At 62.9% G+C, this 19522-nt stretch carries 20 protein-coding genes; 5 read left to right on the top strand and 15 right to left on the bottom strand.

The window, feature by feature from the left end; all coding sequences use genetic code 11:
• Window positions 1-121 precede the first annotated feature (121 nt).
• The gene (locus AC4BCN_RS07965; RefSeq protein ID WP_490492973.1) at window positions 122-1726 is read right to left on the bottom strand and encodes a diguanylate cyclase; all 1605 of its coding nucleotides are present in this window, start codon (window positions 1724-1726) and stop codon (window positions 122-124) included.
• Window positions 1727-1938: 212 nt separating this feature from the next.
• On the opposite strand from AC4BCN_RS07965, the gene AC4BCN_RS07960 reads away from it, so the two are divergent.
• Window positions 1939-2451 carry a M74 family metallopeptidase gene (locus tag AC4BCN_RS07960; RefSeq protein ID WP_490492972.1) on the top strand — a complete coding sequence of 171 codons (513 nt, stop codon included), beginning with the start codon at window positions 1939-1941 and terminating at the stop codon, window positions 2449-2451.
• Between the two features lie 561 nt (window positions 2452-3012).
• Entirely contained in the window at window positions 3013-4167 is a 1155-nt protein-coding gene (locus AC4BCN_RS07955; RefSeq protein ID WP_490492971.1) for a sensor histidine kinase, read from the top strand.
• Window positions 4168-4214: 47 nt separating this feature from the next.
• Here the strand turns inward: AC4BCN_RS07955 and AC4BCN_RS07950 are convergent, their stop codons facing one another.
• Complete coding sequence (locus AC4BCN_RS07950) at window positions 4215-4457, bottom strand: hypothetical protein (protein ID WP_070303981.1); 243 nt, start codon at window positions 4455-4457, stop codon at window positions 4215-4217.
• Window positions 4458-4706: 249 nt separating this feature from the next.
• Here AC4BCN_RS07950 and AC4BCN_RS07945 point away from each other — a divergent pair, with 249 nt between their 5' ends.
• Both AC4BCN_RS07945 and AC4BCN_RS07940 read left to right on the top strand, forming a co-directional pair.
• A complete protein-coding gene (locus tag AC4BCN_RS07945) occupies window positions 4707-4949 on the top strand; it encodes an Imm32 family immunity protein (protein WP_128140295.1) in 243 nt (80 codons plus the stop codon).
• 63 nt (window positions 4950-5012) lie between these two features.
• Entirely contained in the window at window positions 5013-5957 is a 945-nt protein-coding gene (locus tag AC4BCN_RS07940) for an SMP-30/gluconolactonase/LRE family protein (RefSeq protein ID WP_490492969.1), read from the top strand.
• A gap of 121 nt (window positions 5958-6078) precedes the next feature.
• Here the strand turns inward: AC4BCN_RS07940 and AC4BCN_RS07935 are convergent, their stop codons facing one another.
• Window positions 6079-7146: an SDR family oxidoreductase gene (locus AC4BCN_RS07935; protein WP_490492968.1), complete on the bottom strand. Its 1068-nt coding sequence runs from the start codon at window positions 7144-7146 to the stop codon at window positions 6079-6081.
• A gap of 98 nt (window positions 7147-7244) precedes the next feature.
• Between AC4BCN_RS07935 and AC4BCN_RS07930 the strand changes: the two genes are divergently transcribed.
• Window positions 7245-8144 carry a LysR family transcriptional regulator gene (locus AC4BCN_RS07930; protein WP_490492967.1) on the top strand — a complete coding sequence of 300 codons (900 nt, stop codon included), beginning with the start codon at window positions 7245-7247 and terminating at the stop codon, window positions 8142-8144.
• Between the two features lie 15 nt (window positions 8145-8159).
• On the opposite strand, the gene AC4BCN_RS07925 is transcribed toward AC4BCN_RS07930, so the two are convergent.
• The 12 genes from AC4BCN_RS07925 to AC4BCN_RS07870 all read right to left on the bottom strand — a co-directional run bounded on the left by AC4BCN_RS07925 (window position 8160) and on the right by AC4BCN_RS07870 (window position 19521).
• On the bottom strand, window positions 8160-9113 hold the full coding sequence (locus AC4BCN_RS07925; RefSeq protein WP_139090333.1) for an ABC transporter substrate-binding protein: 954 nt from the start codon (window positions 9111-9113) through the stop codon (window positions 8160-8162).
• A 62-nt stretch (window positions 9114-9175) separates the two neighbouring features.
• Window positions 9176-10150: an ABC transporter permease gene (locus AC4BCN_RS07920; RefSeq protein WP_034759656.1), complete on the bottom strand. Its 975-nt coding sequence runs from the start codon at window positions 10148-10150 to the stop codon at window positions 9176-9178.
• Between the two features lie 20 nt (window positions 10151-10170).
• Complete coding sequence (locus tag AC4BCN_RS07915) at window positions 10171-11682, bottom strand: sugar ABC transporter ATP-binding protein (protein ID WP_252867047.1); 1512 nt, start codon at window positions 11680-11682, stop codon at window positions 10171-10173.
• A gap of 81 nt (window positions 11683-11763) precedes the next feature.
• Entirely contained in the window at window positions 11764-12630 is an 867-nt protein-coding gene (locus tag AC4BCN_RS07910) for a fumarylacetoacetate hydrolase family protein (RefSeq protein ID WP_490492966.1), read from the bottom strand.
• A gap of 21 nt (window positions 12631-12651) precedes the next feature.
• Window positions 12652-13407, bottom strand: coding sequence for an SDR family oxidoreductase (locus AC4BCN_RS07905; RefSeq protein ID WP_034759659.1), 756 nt, complete (start codon window positions 13405-13407; stop codon window positions 12652-12654).
• A 76-nt stretch (window positions 13408-13483) separates the two neighbouring features.
• Complete coding sequence (locus AC4BCN_RS07900) at window positions 13484-13813, bottom strand: L-rhamnose mutarotase (protein WP_490492965.1); 330 nt, start codon at window positions 13811-13813, stop codon at window positions 13484-13486.
• Between the two features lie 100 nt (window positions 13814-13913).
• Complete coding sequence (locus tag AC4BCN_RS07895; protein WP_490492964.1) at window positions 13914-14744, bottom strand: amidohydrolase family protein; 831 nt, start codon at window positions 14742-14744, stop codon at window positions 13914-13916.
• Complete coding sequence (locus AC4BCN_RS07890; protein ID WP_490492963.1) at window positions 14741-15760, bottom strand: aldo/keto reductase; 1020 nt, start codon at window positions 15758-15760, stop codon at window positions 14741-14743. The genes AC4BCN_RS07895 and AC4BCN_RS07890 overlap by 4 nt, the downstream gene beginning before the upstream one ends.
• A gap of 11 nt (window positions 15761-15771) precedes the next feature.
• Window positions 15772-16995: a UxaA family hydrolase gene (locus AC4BCN_RS07885; protein ID WP_490492962.1), complete on the bottom strand. Its 1224-nt coding sequence runs from the start codon at window positions 16993-16995 to the stop codon at window positions 15772-15774.
• Window positions 16992-17327, bottom strand: a complete 336-nt coding sequence (locus tag AC4BCN_RS07880; RefSeq protein ID WP_070303651.1) for a UxaA family hydrolase — start codon at window positions 17325-17327, stop codon at window positions 16992-16994. The genes AC4BCN_RS07885 and AC4BCN_RS07880 overlap by 4 nt, the downstream gene beginning before the upstream one ends.
• 25 nt (window positions 17328-17352) lie before the next feature.
• Window positions 17353-18270 carry a GntR family transcriptional regulator gene (locus AC4BCN_RS07875; protein WP_456148750.1) on the bottom strand — a complete coding sequence of 306 codons (918 nt, stop codon included), beginning with the start codon at window positions 18268-18270 and terminating at the stop codon, window positions 17353-17355.
• A gap of 114 nt (window positions 18271-18384) precedes the next feature.
• Window positions 18385-19521: a mannitol dehydrogenase family protein gene (locus AC4BCN_RS07870; protein WP_490492961.1), complete on the bottom strand. Its 1137-nt coding sequence runs from the start codon at window positions 19519-19521 to the stop codon at window positions 18385-18387.
• Between the last annotated feature and the right edge of the window lies 1 nt (window position 19522).

Raw genomic sequence — 19522 nt, 5'->3', positions numbered from 1 at the left:
CCGCAATGAGATGGCGGATACGTCGATCCGGATGTTGCCGATTGTACATGGACAAGGCTGGCGCACGCGCCGCACAGGACGCAGCGCAAAGCCGCGCCCGCCCATCCATCTTCAAAAATGGCTATCGAAACGCAAAAGCAGTCGCGGCCTGCTCGGCGGCAATTTCACTAGACGATTCATGACAGACCTGATTTCGCCCCAATGCCTTGGCCTTGTACAGTGCCTTGTCAGCAAGTTCAACCAGCTCGACCGGACGGTTTTCCTGATGCATCGGTATAAAAGCCGCCACGCCGACGCTGGCCGTCACCACGCCGGGAGGACTGCCGCTATGCTCGATTCCCAGCGATTGCACGGCCTGGCGAACGCCTTCCGCCACCGCCAATGCCCCCGGCAGTTCCGTTCCTGGCAATAAAATGACCATTTCCTCCCCGCCGTAGCGCGCCGCAAGGTCGCCCGGCCTGCGCATGCTGTAGCCGACCACCTTGCCAATTTTTCTCAGGCACTCGTCGCCGGCCACATGGCCATAGATATCGTTGTATTGCTTGAAGAAGTCGACATCGATCAACACCAGCCCAAGTGAGCTGCCTTCACGCTGCGCACGACTGAACTCGGCAAGCAGCGACTGGTCGAAGTGGCGCCGGTTCGCCAGTCCCGTCAATCCATCCTGACTGGCAAGGCGGGCCAGGGTTTCATTGATCATTTCCAGTTCATTGCGCGCCTCGACCAGCCCCGCCTCGCTCTTGACCCGCAAATCGATCTGCCGCACCACACGGTATCCGATGAACGCGATCAGCAGTACCAGCACGCCACCCACCGTATTTTGAATCATCGTATCAAGACGCCATGAAGCAAGGACCTCATCCTGCGACAATGCGGCAGAGACCACCAGCGGGTATTCCTCGACTCTTCGATAGCTATTGATACGCGTCACGCCATCGACCCGCGACTGGACCACGGCCGTGCCAACGGGACTTTTGGGCAGGTAATCATGAAATATCGGAAACTTTGAAATATCGCGCCCCAGCAAACTCTCATCGAACGGCCTTCGCAATAAAAGAATACCTTTTCCATTCGCAATGAAAATAGCGCCTTTTTTTCCTATCGAAAAGCGTTCATAAAACAGCCGGAAATAATTCATGTCGATGGTCGCCAGCGCCACGCCGCCGAAACTTCCGTCAGGCAAATTGATCCGCCGCGATACCGTGACTATCCAGTGTCCCGTCGATTTGCTGCGCACGGGAGGTCCGACATACGGCCCCCGATCAGCATGCGTTCGGTGATATTTGAAATAATCTCGGTCGGAATTATTCAGATTGCTCAACAACGTTTTCTGAGAGTTCACAAGCCAGCTGCCATCATTGGCATAGATGAAGATGCCGTGCAACTGGGGCAACTCGGCTACACGGTTGACCAGTAATTTGTGGATACGGGTCAGTTCAAGACCGGCAACACCGTCTGTTTCCAACCGTTCCACCAGTCCGACCAGCACCGTATCGGCTTCCTTGATGGTGTCGTAGGCATGCTGCGCAACAGATTGCGCCAGATTGGCACTTTCACGGGACGCTTCAAGCAGTTGCCCCTCCCGCGCGCGCAAGGTCGTCCATAACTGGATCGCCAGCAGCGACAGGCACACCAGCACGACAAATGAGATAGCCAGCGGCAGCAGGGAAAAGCCACGGAAGCCTGCTCCCAACAATCGTGGCGGCAAGCTGCGTGACCTGGTCATGGCGGCACTCCCGGATTTATATCCGGCAAAGTGTGCACCAAATAGACAGCGACATACTCACACATCGTCACAAACACGATATAAAAAAGTTACCGCCATGGCGTCGGAGAATCCGGTTCCAGCTCGCTATTGTTTGCGATGCCGCAATTCCGGGTGGAAAGAAATGCGAAACAATGCCAACTCCCCCACCGTTGCGCGTAGCGGAGTTGACCATGCTTGAAGTTCAGCCCAGGGATAAGCGCGGGTTTTTTATATTGCCCCAGGCTCCAGAAGATGCCGGGTATTACGTCTATGGCAATCTGCACCGGATGCCACATTCCGGCCATATGGCCCAATATGCGCACCCCAGCTTGCTATCCCTGATCTTTTACATCGAACGAGAATGGCAGGCAATTGATGATAGGAAATTTGGTATCGGGAATATCAGCATCGCCGAAGGATTAGCGTACGACAAGCATGTCAGCCACAGAAAAGGCATTGAAATGGATCTACGCCCCGTGCGGAAGGACAAACTGCAAGGCCAGTCCGCACGCGTGTCGCGCTTTGATAGCGTGTATGACCGGAGCGCCACTATCAAATTGATACAGCTGTTTCTGCGGCACCCAATGGTCACCAAGGTCTTCTTTAACGATGAAGAGATACAAAAGACGATCGGTGGCGGGCGCGTGCGGTCTCTGAAAGGACACGACGACCATCTTCATATTGAAATCAGGGAGCATGGATGACTACTCGGCTTGCATGCTGCGCCATAGCGCTCGCTCTGTTCTCAACGGCACACGCGGCCGACAAACAGCGGGCGTGGACTGGCGAACCAAGGCCCTTGAGTGGTGACTATCAGATCTACGGCGGAACGCTGTCCGAAATGCTGCCACCCACGCGAAACGACCGGAAAGTGGCAATCATGGTCAAAGGGGAATTGGCACGGGAACTGTTTGCCCAGCTCGGCCCCGATGTGAAACAGGAGCAAGCATGTAGTTCCTCGGCTGACTACCGTGAGCGGCGCAGGGGAGATATTGCCTGCGTTCATACAAAAGGGGCGGCATACCAATGCTATTTCGGACTCGACCTGCGTACGGGAAAAGGGATGTATGGAGCAATCTGCTAGCCTGGGCGCTGCCTGGCACAGCTACAACCAGGGCCCTCCTCCTTGTACCGGCGCACATCCAGCCGAATTCTTCCGCCTGAGCGACTCTACCTGCATATGACACCCAGAGCAGAACCCAATCCCCCATCCCTCAGCTCAACAGCGTACACTGGCTCCTCTTCCATCAACGCATTGGTCCACCGTGAAACTATCGCGCTTTATTACCGGCCATCTGGAGCCGATCCTGGAAGAGTGGGAACTCTTCGCCAGGTCGCTGCCCATTCCGGGGGCCGCCATCTCGAAAGCGGAATTGCGCGATCATGCCAAGCAGATGCTGCAAACCATCGTGCGCGACATGGATGTCATCGAGAACGCGGCGCAGCGAAAAAAGAAATCGACCACGGGCGTATCGGAAATAACGGGCAAGGAAACGGCCGCCGCCACGCACGGCTCGCTGCGCCAGCAGATCGGCTTCACGCTGCCGCAGTTGACGGCGGAATTTCGCGCGATGCGGGCCAGCGTGCTGCGCCTGTGGATGGCACAGGTATCGGTGACGTCGAAAACGGCAACGGACGACATCTTGCGCTTCAATGAAGCGATAGACCAGGCGCTGCAGGAATCGGCCATACGCTACTCGCAGCAGAGCGACCGCACCCGCAATACCTTTCTCGCCATCCTCAGCCACGATCTGCGCAGCCCACTGAGCACGATGACGATGGCCGGTGCGCTGCTGAGCAGGCCGAGCGCGACCTCCGCTTCCACGGTACAGATCGGTGCACGGGTTGCCCGCAGCGCGGCCACCATGACAACCATGGTCAACGATCTGCTGGAGTTCGCCAGGACGCAGCTGGGAGGACACATGCCCATTTCACCCGCCTTGGGCGACCTGGGGGAAATCTGCAAGACATCCGTCGAGGATGCCTCGGCCGCTCACCCGCAATGCAAGTTCGAACTGAGTACTACGGGCGAGATGATCGGCGACTTCGATGCGGCCCGATTGGCCCAGCTGTTTTCAAATTTGCTCAACAATGCCGCGCAATACCGCACCGACGACCAGCCGGTGACCATCACGGCTTGCGGCGATGCCGATACGGCCGTGGTGCAAGTGAAGAATTTCGGCCGCCAGATCCCGGAAGCGTCGCTGAAGAGCATCTTCGATCCGCTGGTCCAGCTGGCCATTTCCGACGATCACAAGGCACCCAATGCCACCAGTATCGGCCTGGGCCTGTTTATCGCGCGTGAAATCGCCAGCGCGCATGGCGGCACCATCGGCGCCGAGTCCAGCCTGGAAAGCGGCACGATATTTACCGTGCGCCTGCCCAGGGTATCGCTGAGCGGCGGGGGAAACGGCGGCTAGGGACTATCCCGGCAGATATTTGCATCCCCTGCCGGGACGGGCTCGCCCTACCTGCGGCTGAGCGGCACATACTCGCCCGGCAAGCTGGCCGCTTCCAGCGCATCGGCAAAGGCCAGCAGGAATTTCGCCGGGCCATGCTCGGACACGAGCAGGGAGGCGCCCTTGTGGCGCAGCAGTTTCAGTACTTCCTGCTGGTGCGCCTGGTATTCGCTGGAGTGGCCATAAAACGTTTGATACATCTCCAGCGTTTCCATGGCCTTGGCGGCCAGGATGAATTCGGGTTTGTCCATGATGTCTCCTCGTTGTCATTACTGCCAAAACCACGAAAAAAACACGGCAAGATGTGCGGCCGGCATCGGTCACACTGCCTTGCGGCAACCACATCTGTATTTCCATCATACGCCTCAACCCGGCCATTGCGCAGTCCTGTCGCGCATCTTTTTCCATTCCGCCCGTCCGGCGTCAATTGCCGCTCGTTCACCTCACAGATACCGCGCGCGCATGGCATCATGTGCGGTGCCCATCGACAACTGACACCCATGACCACACATTTATCGCTGCACTGCTATCTGCAAGACGCGCCGTCCGAACGCCCGCAACGCTGTTCCGACGTGACCATCCAGGCCGACCCGGCCACCCTGCGCGCCATCGCCCGCTTCCTGCTGGCCAGCGCGGACACCTTTGAGCAGGCGCAGGAACGCGCCGGCATGCATGCCCACCTGCAAGACGAGTGGGACGGCTGGCAAGACGACTTTCCCGACCTCGTCGTCGTGGCAGCCTAGCCAGGCGCCCCGGCCGGCGCGCGTCGGGTAACATACGCCACCTTTGCCACACAGAGAACACTGATGTCCCATACCCGATACGCCCTGCCGTCGCTGCGCACGGCCGTGCTGGCCACCGCGCTGGCCAACCTGTCCGCCTGCGCCAGCCCGCCCGCGCACGAGGCGCTGTTTCTCGCCACCACGCTCACGCCCGCGCATTCCTTTACCAGGGGCATCGAAGGCCCGGCCGTGGATGCGGATGGCAATATCTATGCCGTCAACTTTGCGCGCCAGCAAACCATCGGCAAGGTCAGTCCCGGCGGCACTGGCGAGGTGTACCTGACCCTGCCCGGCACCAGCATCGCCAACGGCATCCGCTTCGGCAGCCGGGGCCAGATGTATTTGGCCGACTACATGGAACACACAATCTACCTGGTCGACCCGGCCACGCGCGCGCTCACCATCCACGCGCGCGAGCCGCGCATGACGCAGCCGAACGACATCACCATCACGGCCGACGACGTGCTGTATGCGAGCGACCCGAACTGGAAGGAAAACACGGGCCGCGTGTGGCGCATCGCGCAGGACGGCACGGTGACCCTGGCGCTCGACACCATGGGCACGGCCAACGGCATCGAGGTCAGCCCCGACGGCAAGATCTTGTATGTAAATGAAAGCGTGCAGCGCAATATCTGGATGTACGACATCGCCGCGGACGGCAGCCTGAGCGGCAAACGCTTGCTGATCAAATTCGACGATTTCGGCATGGACGGCATGCGCGTGGACGTCGACGGCAACCTGTACGTGACGCGCTACGGCAAGGGCACGGTGGTGAAATTGTCGCCGCAAGGGCGCATCCTGCGCGAGATCAGCGTGCCCGGCGCCAAGCCCAGCAACATCACCTTCGGTGGCCCCGATGGCCGTACGGCCTACGTGACGGAAGTCGTGCAGGGACGGCTGCTGCAATTTCGCGTCGACCGCCCGGGGCTGGAGTGGCAGCGGGCGCAGGAGCGGCGCAAGCCCGAATAGCATGTGAAGATGTCGGCTTACGCGCTTGCGCGCTAAGCCGACCTACACACTACCACGATGGCACAGTAGGTCGGCTTAGCCGGAACGGCGTAAGCCGACGACATGGTTGGCTGCAACCAGGTCAGCGCGGAATGACGCGCTCCGCCTTCAGCTTGTCGAACAGATTGAAGAAGGCATCCTGCGTATCCTGATAATCGAGGAAGCCCGCCTTGCGGCTTTTGCCCATGTCCGTCATCACTTCCATCGGCCGCCCCAGGTCGGCATCCGTATGCCACCAGGAAGCAAGGCGGCCGACGTCAGCCTCCACCAGGCCGTGCTGCTCGGCGATGGCGCGCCATTGCGCGGGTGCGTCCTGCATGCGGTCGGCCAGCGGCGCCATCGCCTCGGGCAGATCGGCCGCCTCGACGCTGAAATAAGCGGCCAGGCGCGGCCACAGCCACTTCCAGCGGAACACGTCGCCATTGACGATATTGAAGTCTTCGTTGCGCGCGGCGGGACTGTCGGCCGCCCACGCCAGGTGGCGTGCGATCTGGCCCGCGTCCGTCATGTCGGACAAGCCGTGCCATTGCGCGGGCGAACCGGGAAAGACGAAGGGCTGGCCGCCGGCCTTGCACAGATTCGCATACACGGCCAGGGTCAGGCCCATGTTCATGGCATTGCCCAGCGCGTAGCCGATGATGGTGTGCGGGCGGTGCACGCTCCACGTAAAACCGTACCGCGCGGCCGCGTCGAACAGCCGGTCTTCCTGCTCATAGTAAAAATTCTCGACCGCTTGCCGGCCCTGCTCTTCGCGGAACGGCGTGACGGGCACGCTGCCCTTGCCATAGGCGTCGAACGGTCCCAGGTAGTGCTTGAGGCCAGTGACCAGCGCAGCATGGCGCAAGTGGCCGGCGGGTCCCAGCGCGGCCAGCACATTGGCGACCATGGCGCCATTGACGCGGATATTTTCCTGCTCGTTGGCCTGGCGCGCCCAGGCCGTGAAAAAGACGTGGCTGGCGTCCAAGCCCGCCAGGGCGGCGCTGGCCGCCGCGCCATCCGTGGCATCGAGCGGCAGGCATGCGCAACCGGCGGGAACCGGCGTGCGGCCACGCGAGACGCCCGTCACCTGCCAGCCCTGCGCCAGCAAGTGCGTGGCCAGATTGCTGCCGATAACGCCGCTGGCGCCGATAATCAATGCGTGCTTGTTCATGCGTACTCCCATGCCTGTGTAAAAAGCCATGATATAGCGGACAGAAATTCTTATCCGCGATAGTATTTCACCTTATTCATGAAAAATATTCTGCAATCATGTCCGAACACTTGAAAGGCATCGCGCCTTTTCTTGCCACCGCTGATGCCGGCAGTTTCACCAGGGCGGCCGTAGAGCTGCACCTGAGCAGCTCGGCCGTGAGCAAGAGCGTGGCGCGCCTGGAAGCCCGCCTGGGCGTGATCCTGTTCGAGCGCAGCACGCGGCGTTTGCAGTTGAGCAGCGCGGGGCATGCCTATTACGCCACCTGCAAGCGCGTGCTGCAGGAACTGGTCGAGGCGGAAAACGTGCTGGCCGAGCAGGATGGGGAACTGGCAGGCAAGGTGCGCATCGGTGTGCCCGCGTCGTACGGCCGCATGCGCGTGATGCCGGCGCTGATTGATCTGTGCGAAAAATATCCGCAGCTGCAGCCGTCGATTGCCTTCAGCGACCGCTTTGCCGACCTGTTCGAAGAGCGCATCGATATCGCCGTGCGCATCGGCGCACCGGGCAGCTGGCCGCCAACGCTGGGGCAGATGCCCTTGGGCGAAGAGCGCCTGATCTTTTGCGCGGCGCCCGCCTACCTGGCGCGTCGCGGCACGCCTCTTGTGATCGCGGATCTCGATGGCCACGATTGCATCGCCTATGGCCGCGGCGACGGCACGGCGGCGCCATGGCTGTTTGCTGGCGAGCACGGGGTGGAACGGCGAACGGTCAGTCCGCGCCTGACGGTGGGGGACGCAGAAGCGCAAACGGCCGCCGTGCTGGCCGGCCTGGGCATCGCGCAGCAGGCGACCTGGCTCGTGCACGAGCACCTGGCCAACGGCGCCATCGTCGAAGTACTGCCGGCCTGCGCCACGCCAGGCTTGCCGCTGTCCCTCGCGTGGCCGCTGGCGCGCCAGCTGACCACCAAGACCGGCACGCTGCTCAATGAATTGAAGCAGCGCCTGACGATCAGCTGATACGCAATATGGAACTCAATACAAGACGTTCTTCGCTTCCGGCAGTTCCACATTGGCCTTGGTGACGATCACCACGCCCGTGTTGACGAACGGTGCGACCTTCTTGCCTTCGATCAGGCTGACGAGGGTTTTCACGCCCAGCGCGCCCATCGAGTACGAACCCTGCACGGCGGTCGCATACAGGGTGCCGTCCTTGACGAAGTTTTTCAGGTCTTCATTGCCGTCGAAGCCCACGGCGATCACCTTGCCGGCCTTGCCCGCCTGCGCGATGGCACGGCCCATGCCCACGGCCGTCGGCTCATTGGCGCCGAAGATGCCCTTCAAGTCAGGATTCGAGGCCAGCACGTCGGTCGTCTGGTTCAGCGCCGTGGCCATCTGCGACTGCGAGTAGTACGTGCCGACGATCTGCAGCTGCGAATTCTTTTCGATATAGCGCTTGAAGCCGCCCACCCTGCCCGTCTCGGAACCGGCGCCCGCCACATACGACATCACGGCGATCTTGCCCGTCTTGCCGACCTGCGAAATGAGAGCCTTGGCGCTTTGCTCGCCGGCCGCTTCATTGTCCGTCGACAGGAAGGACTGGTAATAGCGCTTGCCGCTGTCGGCCACCAGCGAATCGATCAGCACGACGGGAATCTTCGCTTCCCACGCCTTCTTCAGGGCCGGCACCAGCGCGTCCGGGTCCGACGCGGCCAGCACGATGCCGGCCACCTTGCGCGTGACGGCGTTTTCCACCATGCTGACCTGGTCGGCGATGGCCGATTCCGAGGCCGGACCCTGGAAGGTCAGGCTGTAACCCTTGGCGTCTGCCGCGCTGGCCGTGGCGCCCTTCTTGACGTTTTGCCAGTAGTTGGAATTGGTCGTCTTGACGATCACGGCGATCTCGCCCGGCGCGGCGAAGGTGGCGCTGGCGCTCAGGGCAAATGCTGCGGTCAACAGACCGAGCGACATGGCTTTGATGGTTTTCATTGTCGTCCTCATGTAATAATTATAGATTTAGTAGATTGACTTCATGCGTGCTGCTTGCTGCTTCAGGCGCGGTTGCGCTTCTGATCGATCCAGACGGTCAGCAAGATGACCAGTCCGATAATGATTTGCTGGATAAAGCTCGATACCCCGTTCATGTTCAAGCCGTTGCGCAGGATGCCGATGACGAAGGAACCGATGACGGTGCCGGAAATGGTGCCGATGCCGCCGATCAGCGAGGCGCCGCCGATCACGGCGCTGGCGATCGCATCGAGTTCGTACATCACGCCCTCGTTCGGCTGCGCCGTCACCAGGCGCGACATCAGCACGCAACCCGTCAGGCCGGACAAGGCGCCGGACAGGGTGTACACGAGCAGGGTCACGCGGCCCACCTTCACGCCGGACAGGCGCGCCGCTTCCGCATTCGAGCCGACGGCATAGATATGCCGGCCAAAGGTGGTGCGGCTGAGCATGATGGAGACGGCCACCGCGATCACCACCATCAGCACCACCGGATACGGAATGCCGGGAAACACGACTTCGGGAAAGGTGCCGCCCGTGTCGCGCTCGATGCGCCACAGCACGCCGTTGCCGAGTTCGCCGAACGACTCGCCCAGGCCGGAAATGGCGCGCGCACCCGTCACCTGCAGCGCCAGGCCGCGTGCGATCAGCATCATGCCCAGGGTGGCGATGAAGGGCGGCAGCTTCAGTTGCGTGATGCAAAAGCCGTTGACGGCGCCGCACATGGCGCCCACCACGACGCCGCCCAGCATGGCGACGGGCACGGGCACGCCGCTTTTCACCAGCAGCGCGGCGGCCACGCCGGCCAGCGCCAGCACGGAGCCGGAACTCAAGTCGATGCCGCCCGTGATAATGACGCAGGTGGCGGCGATGCCCAGGTAGGCGATCGACGTCACTTGCAAGGCCACGCTCATGCCGTTGCTGACGGAGAAAAAGGCGTTGCTGGTCAGGGAAAACACCAACAACAGCAAGGACAGGCTGCCCAGCGCGGCGAATTTTTGAATCAGTTCTTTATTCATTTTCTTGTGGCTTTCTGATGTTAATGCATTGCTGCCTGGCGGCCCGATGCGAGATGCATGATCTCTTCCTGCGACGACTCGCGCGTATTGACGATGCCGCTGATGCGCCCTTCATGAAACACGGCCACCCGGTCCGTCATGCCCATGATCTCGGGCAGCTCGGACGTGATCAGCACCACGCCGATGCCTTCCGACGCGAGCTTGTCGAGCAGCTGGTAGATGGCGAACTTGGCACCCACGTCGATGCCGCGCGTGGGTTCGTCGAAGAAGATGATTTTCGATTCGCGGTACAGCCATTTGCTGATGACGATCTTTTGCTGGTTGCCGCCCGAGAGATTGCGCGCGATCTGTTTCGAGGTCGGCGTCTTGATGCCCAGCGCCGCGATGTACTGCTGCGCCACCGCTTCCTCCCTGGCGAAATCGATGAAGCCGAAACGGTTCGCCAGCCCCGACACATTCGTCAAGGTGAGATTGGCCGCCACCGACATGCGGATCGCCAGGCCGTGGCTCTTGCGGTCTTCCGACAGGTAGGCGATGCCGTGTCCGATGGCGTCGATGGGGCTGTCGATAGTCACCGCCACGTCGCCCAGGTGGATGGCGCCGCTGGTGAGCGGATCGGCGCCGAAGATGGCGCGCGCCACTTCCGTGCGCCCTGCGCCCATCAGGCCGGAAAAGCCGAGGATCTCGCCGCGCCGCAAGTCAAAGCTCAGCGGGCCGAAGACATCCTTGCGGTGCAAATCGGTCACGCGCAGCAGCACTTCATCCGTCGGCGTCGAGACGCGGTCGGGAAATTTTTCATCGAGGGTGCGGCCCACCATCTTGGCCACGATGGCGTCGAGGCTGGTGGCGGCAAAATCGTCGGTGCAGACGAATTTACCGTCACGCAGCACCGTCACCCTGTCGATGATGTGCTGCATCTCTTCGAGCCGGTGCGAGATGTAGACCACGCTGACGCCGTTGCGCTTGAGTTCATTGATGATGTCGAACAACTGGCCCGTCTCGCTTTCCGTCAGCGACGACGTGGGTTCATCCATGATCAGCACTTCCGTATTGAGCGACAGGGCCTTGGCGATTTCCACCATCTGCTGCTGCGCACAGGACAGGTTTTTCACCAGCTGGCGCGGGTCGATGCGCAGTTTCAAACGGTCCAGCAGCGCCTGTGCATCGGCACGCATTTTCTTGCGGTCGATGAAAATGCCGCGCACCGGTTCGCGCGCGAGAAAAATATTCTCGGCCACGCTCAGGTGCGGGATCAGGTTCAGTTCCTGGTGGATGATGGCGATGCCGGCCGCCTCCGCATCCACGCTGCAGGAAAAACTGCACACCTTGCCCTTGTAGACCAGTTCTCCCTCGTCGGCCTGGTACACGCCGCTCATCACCTTCATCAGGGTGGACTTGCCGGCGCCGTTTTCGCCGCACAGCGCGTGGGCTTCGCCCTTGCGCAGGCTGAAACTGACGTTGTCCAACGCCAGCACGCCGGGAAAGCGCTTGCTGACCTTGTTCAGGGCCAGTATCTCTTCGGATTCATTCATGGTGTGTCTCCTCCACTCCACTGCCATAGGCCGGCGCGCCGATGTCTGAGCACCTTGGCGGCGCGCCGGTCTGCTACTCGTTTAACTGTCGATCAGTTCCGGATTCCACGCATGCACGGTCTGGCTCTGTTCACCGAGGCCGCTGATCCCCAGGCGCATGGTGTCGCCCGGCTTCAGGTACACGGCCGACGGCTTCTGGCCCATGCCCACGCCCGGCGGCGTGCCGGTGCTGATGATGTCGCCCGGGTACAAGGTCATGAAGCGGCTGATGTAGCTGACCAGATTGGCCACGCCGAAGACCATGGTTCTGGTATTGCCGTCCTGGACGCGCTTGCCGTTCACTTCCAGCCACAGGCCCAGGTTTTGCGGGTCCGCCACTTCGTCGCTTGTGACCAGCCAGGGGCCGATCGGGCCGAAGGTATCGCAGCCCTTGCCCTTGTCCCACTGGCCGCCGCGCTCCAATTGGTACTCGCGTTCGGACAAATCGTTCACCACGCAATAGCCGGCCACGTGCGACAGCGCATCGGCTTCGCTCACATAGCGCGCGGTGGTGCCGATCACCACGCCCAGTTCCACTTCCCAGTCGCTTTTCTTCGAGTCCTGCGGCATCACCACGGCATCGTTGGCGCCGATGATGGCGCTGGTGGCTTTCATGAACAGCACCGGTTCAGCCGGCACGGCCATGCCCGATTCGGCCGCATGGTCGGCATAGTTCAGGCCCACGCACAAAAACTTGCCTACGCCCTTCCACGGCGGCGCGATGCGGCCAGGATTCGCCACCACCGGCAGGCTGGCGATATCGAGCGCGGCCAGGGTCGCCAGGCCATCCTTGCCCAGGGTCGCGCCCGTGATATCGGACAGCACGCCGGACAGGTCGCGCACGACGCCATCGGCATCGATCAGTGCAGGTTTTTCAGCGCCCTTGGCGCCATATCGCATCAGTTTCATGAGTTAAACTGGTCGGTGTCCTTAGTTAGACCAGCCACCGTCGATGACGTGAGTCATACCGGTGGTGAAGGCGGATTCATCCGAAGCCAGGTAGACGGCCAGCGCGGCGATTTCCTCTGCCCGGCCCACTCTGCCCATCGGCTGGCGGGCGACAAACGCCGCCTGCACTTCATCGATGCTCACGCCCGTCGCTGCCGCCTGTGCGGCAATGCGTTCCTTCAGCGAGGGCGACTCGATGGTGCCGGGGCAGATCGCGTTGCAGCGGATGCCGCGCGTGACGAAGTCCGCCGCTACCGACTTGGTCATGCCCACCACGGCCGCCTTCGAGGTGCCGTAGATAAAGCGGTTCGGCGCGCCCTTCACGCTCGACGCCACGGACGACATGTTGACGATGGAGCCGGCGCCCCTGGCCAGCATGCCGGGCAGCACGGCGCGCATCAGCCGGTACATGGAGCGCGCGTTGATGTCGAAGGAACGGTCCCAGGCCGCATCGTCGCAGTCGAGGATGGTGCCGCCGTCGACGAAGCCGGCACAGTTGAACAGGATGTCGACGGGGCCGATCTCGTCGGCCAGCGCGGTGATCGCCGCGCCATCGGTCACGTCGAGCCGGCGGATGGCGCAACCCGTTGCTTCCTTCAGCGCGTCGAGCTGGGCCTGGTTGATATCGGTGGCGATCACGGTGGCGCCTTCGCGCACGAACGCTTCGGCCGTGGCGCGGCCGATGCCCTGGCCGGCGGCGGTGAGCAGGGCGATTTTGCCTTGTAGTCTGGCGGTCATTTTGTCTCCTTTTATTTTTTAACCCAACACCTTAACGGCTGGGGTCAGACCCGGCGGGTCTGACCCCGGATTTTTGCTAACTGACGTGGAATACCTGCTCCATCATCGCCCAGTGCTCGCCCTCGGCACGCGAAGCCAGCGGCTCCTGGCACGGTGCGCAAAAGGTCCACCAGCGCTGCGTTTCCGGGTCGGCGGCAATCGTCGCCATGTCGGCCTCAAAATCCTCGCCGTGGTATTCCCAGTAGCCGAACAGCAGGTTTTCCGGCTCGCGCAGGAAGATCGAATAATTGCTGACATGCGCGGCAGCCAGTCTGGCCAGCACCTGCGGCCAGACGGCGGCGTGCAGGGTTTTGTATTCAGCGATGCGCTCCGGCGCGATGCCGATGACCATGCCCATTCTTTGCATTGCGACTCCTTTTTGTTGGCTTACGCCGACCTACCAATACAGTTGACGCGGAACGTAGGTTGGCTTAGACGGCCTGGCGTAAGCCAACAAGCCAGCCACCTCATTCAAAACCATAAAACCGGCACGCATTGCGCCCGAAAATATCGTCCCTGTCTTCTTGCCCCAGATGCGCCAGCAGCGCCTCGCTGGCGGCCAGCCACGCCGCATAACCGCCAGCCAGGTCCACCACGGGCCAGTCGCTGCCCCAGATCACGCGCCGGGAGCCGAACACGTCCAGCACATGGGTGACATAGGGGCGCAGGTCGTCCACGTTCCAGCCGGGCCGCGCTTCCGTCACCAGCCCGGACAGTTTGCAGTGCACGTTCGGCAGCGCGGCCAGCAGCGCCATGTCTTCACGCCAGGTGCCGAAGCCGGCATCGGCGATCGGCGGCTTGGCCGCATGGTCGATCACGATGACCAGCTGCGGATAAGCGCGGGCGCAATGCAGCAGCGCGGGCAAGTGGTGCGGCAGCACCAGCGCGTCCAGCCGCAAGCCGTGTTCCACCATCGCGGCCAGGGCCGGGGCCAGCGCGGGATTGGCGATCCATTGATCGTCATCGATATCCTGCAGCATGGGGCGCAAGCCTTTGAACTTCGGCTGCGACGCCAGGCGGGCGATATTGGCTGGCGCATCAGGCGCCAGCAAATCGGCCCAGCCCACGACGGCGCGAATAAAGCTGGTCTTTGCCGCCAGCGCCAGCAGGTAGTCGGTATCGGCAGCTGACGGCAGCGACTGCACCAGCACGGTGCCGGCGATGCCGTGCGCAGCCAGCAGCGGCGCCAGGTCGGCGGGCGCAAAATCGCGGTGGATGGCGGCCAACGATGGCGGCGGCCAGCTGCCGGCACGCGCGGCCAACTGCCAGAAATGCTGGTGGGCGTCGATGCGCATCATGCGGCCACTCCCGCAGGCAGCGGCGCGCGCGCATCGATCAACTCCGCGTCCCGCAGCGCCAGCCACAGGGCGTCGGGCAGCGGCGTGGCGAACCAGTCCAGGTTTTGCCGCAGCTGCGCCAGGTCCTGGCCGCCCGGGATGCAGGAAGCGACGGCCGGATGGGCGAGCGGAAACTGCAGTGCCGCAGCTTGCAGCGGCACGCCAAAGTCACGGCAGACGGCGTCCAGGCGCGCCACGCGCTTGAGTATCGCGGACGGCGCATCGGCGTAGTTGAATTTGCCGTTCCCGGCCAGCACGCCCGAGTTGAACGGGCCGCCGATCACGATGGCGTTGCCGCGTTCCACGCAGGCGTCCAGCAACGGCGACAACGAAGCCTGCTCCAGCAAGGTATAGCGGCCGGCCAGCAGGGTGCAATCGAGGTCGAATTCCGCCATCGCGCGCAGCACGATCTCGCACTCGTTGACGCCGAGGCCTACGGCTTTCACCTGGCCGCTGGCGCGCAGTTCATCGAGGGCGCGAAAACCGCCGCCGGTCGTCAGCTGGCGCCAGTATTGCTGATCGTGTTCGCCATGCGTGGCCTTGCCGATATCGTGCACGAACAGGATATCGATCCGGTCAAGCCCCAGCCGCTGCAGGCTGTCCTCGTGGGAACGCAGCACGCCGTCATACGTGTAGTCGTAATGGGGACGGAACGGCAGCGGCGCGGCAAAGCCGTCGTCGCCGGGGCGCACGGAGGCGTCGGGCCGCATCAGCCGTCCCACCTTGGTGCTGATCACAAATTCATGGCGGGGCCGCTCGCGCAGCGCCGCGCCGAGACGGCGTTCGGACTGGGTATAGCCATAGAACGGCGCCGTGTCGAAGAAACGCACGCCGGCGTCCCAGGCGCCATCCAAGGTGGCGCGCGCCTGCGCGTCGCTGACGGGCTGGTACAAGCCGCCTATCGGGGCGCAACCCATGCCGATGCAGGGCAGCGACAGGCCCCCGCGCGGCAAGGTACGCAATTGTGTGACATCCATGGACTCGGCTCTCAAGCGGCGCGCAGCGGGAAACAGCCTGGCCCCACCGCGTCGAATTGTTTATAGGTCAGCACGAATTCCTGGTGGCCCAGGTCTTCCGAGCGGCTCAATTCTCCGTTGGCGACGTTCAGCACGGCGGCGACGATCTCCGCGCCCACTTCTTCCAGGGTGGCTTCGCCCGTGAGGATCTTGCCGGCATTGATATCCATGTCGTCGGCCAGGCGCTCGAAGGTTTGCGGATTGGCGCACACCTTGATGACGGGCGAGATCGCCGAGCCGACCACCGAACCGCGGCCCGTGGTAAACAAGGTGATGTGGGCGCCGCAGGAAATGAGTTCGACGATTTCCGCGTTGTCCGACACGTTCGGAAAACCGAAGCGCGGTTCGCCGTCCGGCACCACGTCGAGCAGGTACAGGCCGCCGCCGGCCGGCTGGTCGCCCGGTTTCAAAATGCCGACGATGGGCGAGGAACCGCTCTTGGCGTAGGCGCCCAGCGACTTTTCTTCCTGCGTGGTCAGGCCGCCATCGGCGTTCCCCGGCGAGAAGCTGCCATGGCCCATGATGGTGTAGTAGCGGGCGGCCTTGGCCACGGTTTCGACGATGGCGTTGCCCAGGTCCAGACTGACGGCGCGCCGCTGCATGTGGTATTCGCAGCCCACCAGTTCGCCCGTCTCTTCGAAGATGCAGGGGCTGCCGGCGGCGATCAGGGTGTCAAACGCGACGCCGACGGCCGGGTTGGCGCTGATGCCGCTGGTGCTGTCGGAGCCGCCGCAGATGGTGGCGACGACCAGCTCATCGATCCCCATCGGCACGCGCTCCTGCTGCGCCAGGTGCTCAAGGGCCCAGCCGATCCACTCGACGCCGCTGCTCACGCTGGGACGCGTGCCGCTGTTTTCCTGGATCGTGATCGTGTGCACGGGACGGTCGCTGTCTGCCACGGCGCTGGAGAGGCCATATTTGTTGAAGCCTTCGCAGCCCAGGGAGACCAGCAGCACGGCGCCCACGTTCGGGTGCGTCAGCAAACGGCGCATCACCTGGTCCGCGTATTCGTTGGGGAAGCAACCCGTAAAGCCGATCAGGTGCACGGGCTGGCCGGGAAAAGCGTTGACCATCAGGCGCGCCACGTGGTGCGCGCATTCGACCATATAGGCCACGACCACGATATTGCGGATGCCCTTGCGGCCATCGGCGCGCAGGTAGCCCGACAGGGCGGGTGTCGTTACGGGAGCGTTCATGCTTGGTCGTCCTTGTCCAGGAAATGGTGGCCGTCCTGGCCCAGGGTAAACGTGGGGATGTAATCACTTGCCAGGTTGTGCGTATGGATATGCTCGCCGATGGCGACGGGGGCCGTGATGCTGCCGATCAGGGCACCGTAGCGCAGCACCTTGTCGCCCACGGCCAGCGCGCGGCGCGCCACCTTGTGGCCGATGTGGATGTTTTGCGCCAGGGTGACGGGCACGCCGTCGATGGCGACGACGTCGCCGCAGGCCAGGGCTGTCCTGGCGATCAGGCAGTTATCCTCGGGCGACATCAGCAGCAGGCTGCTAGGCTGGGAAGCGAGGCTCATGGCGCACCCTCCCCGGCAAAGACGGCTAGGCGGCCGGCTGGCTCAGTTTTTCCCGCGTGCCGATCGAGGACAGCATGGTGCTGCGCGAGGAATCGAGGTGCGAGCGCATGGCCTCGAGCGCCTTCGGCACGTCGTGCTCGGCCAGCGCACGCAGGATGGCCAGGTGTTCCTGCACCGCGTATTTGTTGCGGCCCTTTTCCTCGCCCTTGTCCCACTGGTAGTGATAGTGAAACACGAACGAGACGATATCGTAGAAGCCCTGCGCGAAGCGGTTGTTCAAGAGGCCGATCAAGAAGGTGTGGAACTCGCGGTCCAGCGCCGGAAACGCATTGTGGCGCGTGTCGATCCTGGCCGCCAGCTTCTCGTGCTGCCTGATCAGCCGCGCCAGTTCCGCATACGCCGGATCGCCATGCGGCAGGTGCGCAAACTGCTCCACGGCCGCCATCTCGAACATGCGCCGCATGTCCGCCAGTTCCGTGGCGAACGAGCGGTCGAACGCGCACAGGCGCCAGCCGCCACGCGGTTTCTTTTCGATCAGGCCGAAGCGCGAAAAGCCGATCAAAAATTCGCGAACGCTGACGGTACTGGCGCCCGCCTCGCGCGCCAGCTCCGCTTCCGAAAATTCCGCGCCGGGCGGCATGTCGCGCTGGTACACGCGCTCCATCAGCACTTGCTGGATGCGCTCGGCCCCCGACTGCAATTCGGAGATATCGAAGTAGTCGCCCGGTATGGGTTTGCGCAGCAGGCGCCGGTCCGCCGGACTGGCGATCAGGCGCCGCGTCGACAGGTAGGCGATCGCGCTGCGGATGGCCGTGCGGCTGCCCTGGCAGATCGTGGTCAGAAACTGCTCCGTCGGCAGCATCTCGCCCACTGCGACATTCTCGGCGAGAAATTGCAACAGCAGATTGGTACTGCGCTTGAAGACGGTGGCGGGTTTGGACATGGATGAATGAACGCGCTATGCCAGCGAAAGGGAAAGTGGATGAGTGGGCCATTTTAGTCGATATCGGATTGGATCGGCATGCTAAAAAAGAAACAACTGCGCTGAGCGGGGCGTTCATGGCTGCGCTCCCGGCGCCAGCATGGCGCGCAGGCGCGGCTGCGCCAGGGCGGGACACAGCTGCCGCGCCAGCGCCGCCACGGGCGCCATGCGCCGCTCAATCTTGCCAGCGTGGTGCTGCGCGATATCGGCCAGGCGGTGCGCGAGGAAGGGATTGCCGAAGCGTTCCCTGACCTGCGCCACATAGGCCAGCGCGGCGTCACCGTGCCGTGCGCCCATGGCGGCAAACACGGGCAGCACTTCCTCGTGCCACAGGGCTTCCAGCGCGGCGCGCATGGCGCCATCGTCCATCGCCTCGCGCACCGTCATGCCGGCCGGGCTGCCCCGTTCCATCCACAGCTGCGCCAGATAGGTGTGACCGAGATTGAGCAAAAATAGCTTGCGCTGTTCATACTCGCGCAGGCTGTCCGTCACCACCAGCTGCGGATGGCGGCACGGCAGCAGCATGCCTTCCTGCGCCTCGATGGCCCACAGCGCATAGGGTTCGGCCACCGCGCCTATCGGTTCGATCGGTTCGGAAACGATGCGGTCGACGAGGGAATTGATCCACAGGCAGCCCGTTTGCAGATACCCGATGAACGCGGCATCGCAGCGCCACCGCTGCGCCAATGTCACGATCACCTGGCGCAATACATGACCGTTGTCGGCCACCAGTTCGCACGGAAAAATCGAGACGGGCGCGGCGCCGGACAGGAAGCGGTCATGCAGCAGCACCAGCAGCTTGGCGGGAAAGCTGGCGGGAACGGTCGCGCCATCGAGCATGCCGGCGTGGTCGCCGTCATCGAGCTGGTAGCCCGTGTCGCCCGTATTCGAGATGATCACGCGTGCGGCCACGGCTGCATCGCGCACTTGCCGCCAGTCGCTGCCGGCCTGCCACGCCTGCGTGACGGTGTCGGCGCGGCGCTCTTCATCGACTTGCGCGCCGTCATGCCAGCCGCGGATGCGCACCGGGTAGCCGCCGGCCTGGCGAAACGCCGCCACCCGCGCCGCGCCCTGCGCGCTGCCGGTCGTTTGCACGATGGTGATATGGCCCAGCGCCTCGCCTGTCTTCGCCGCTTCGCTGACAAACAGGTCGGCGTGCGCCTGCAGGAAGCGGCTGGTGCCAAATTGCAGTATGGGGTTGAGATCGTTCATC

It is taken from the genome of Janthinobacterium sp. Bl 1, from assembly GCF_058215535.1.
The sequence above is the reverse complement of the archived record's forward strand: the minus strand, read 5'-3'. Positions and strand labels throughout refer to the sequence as shown.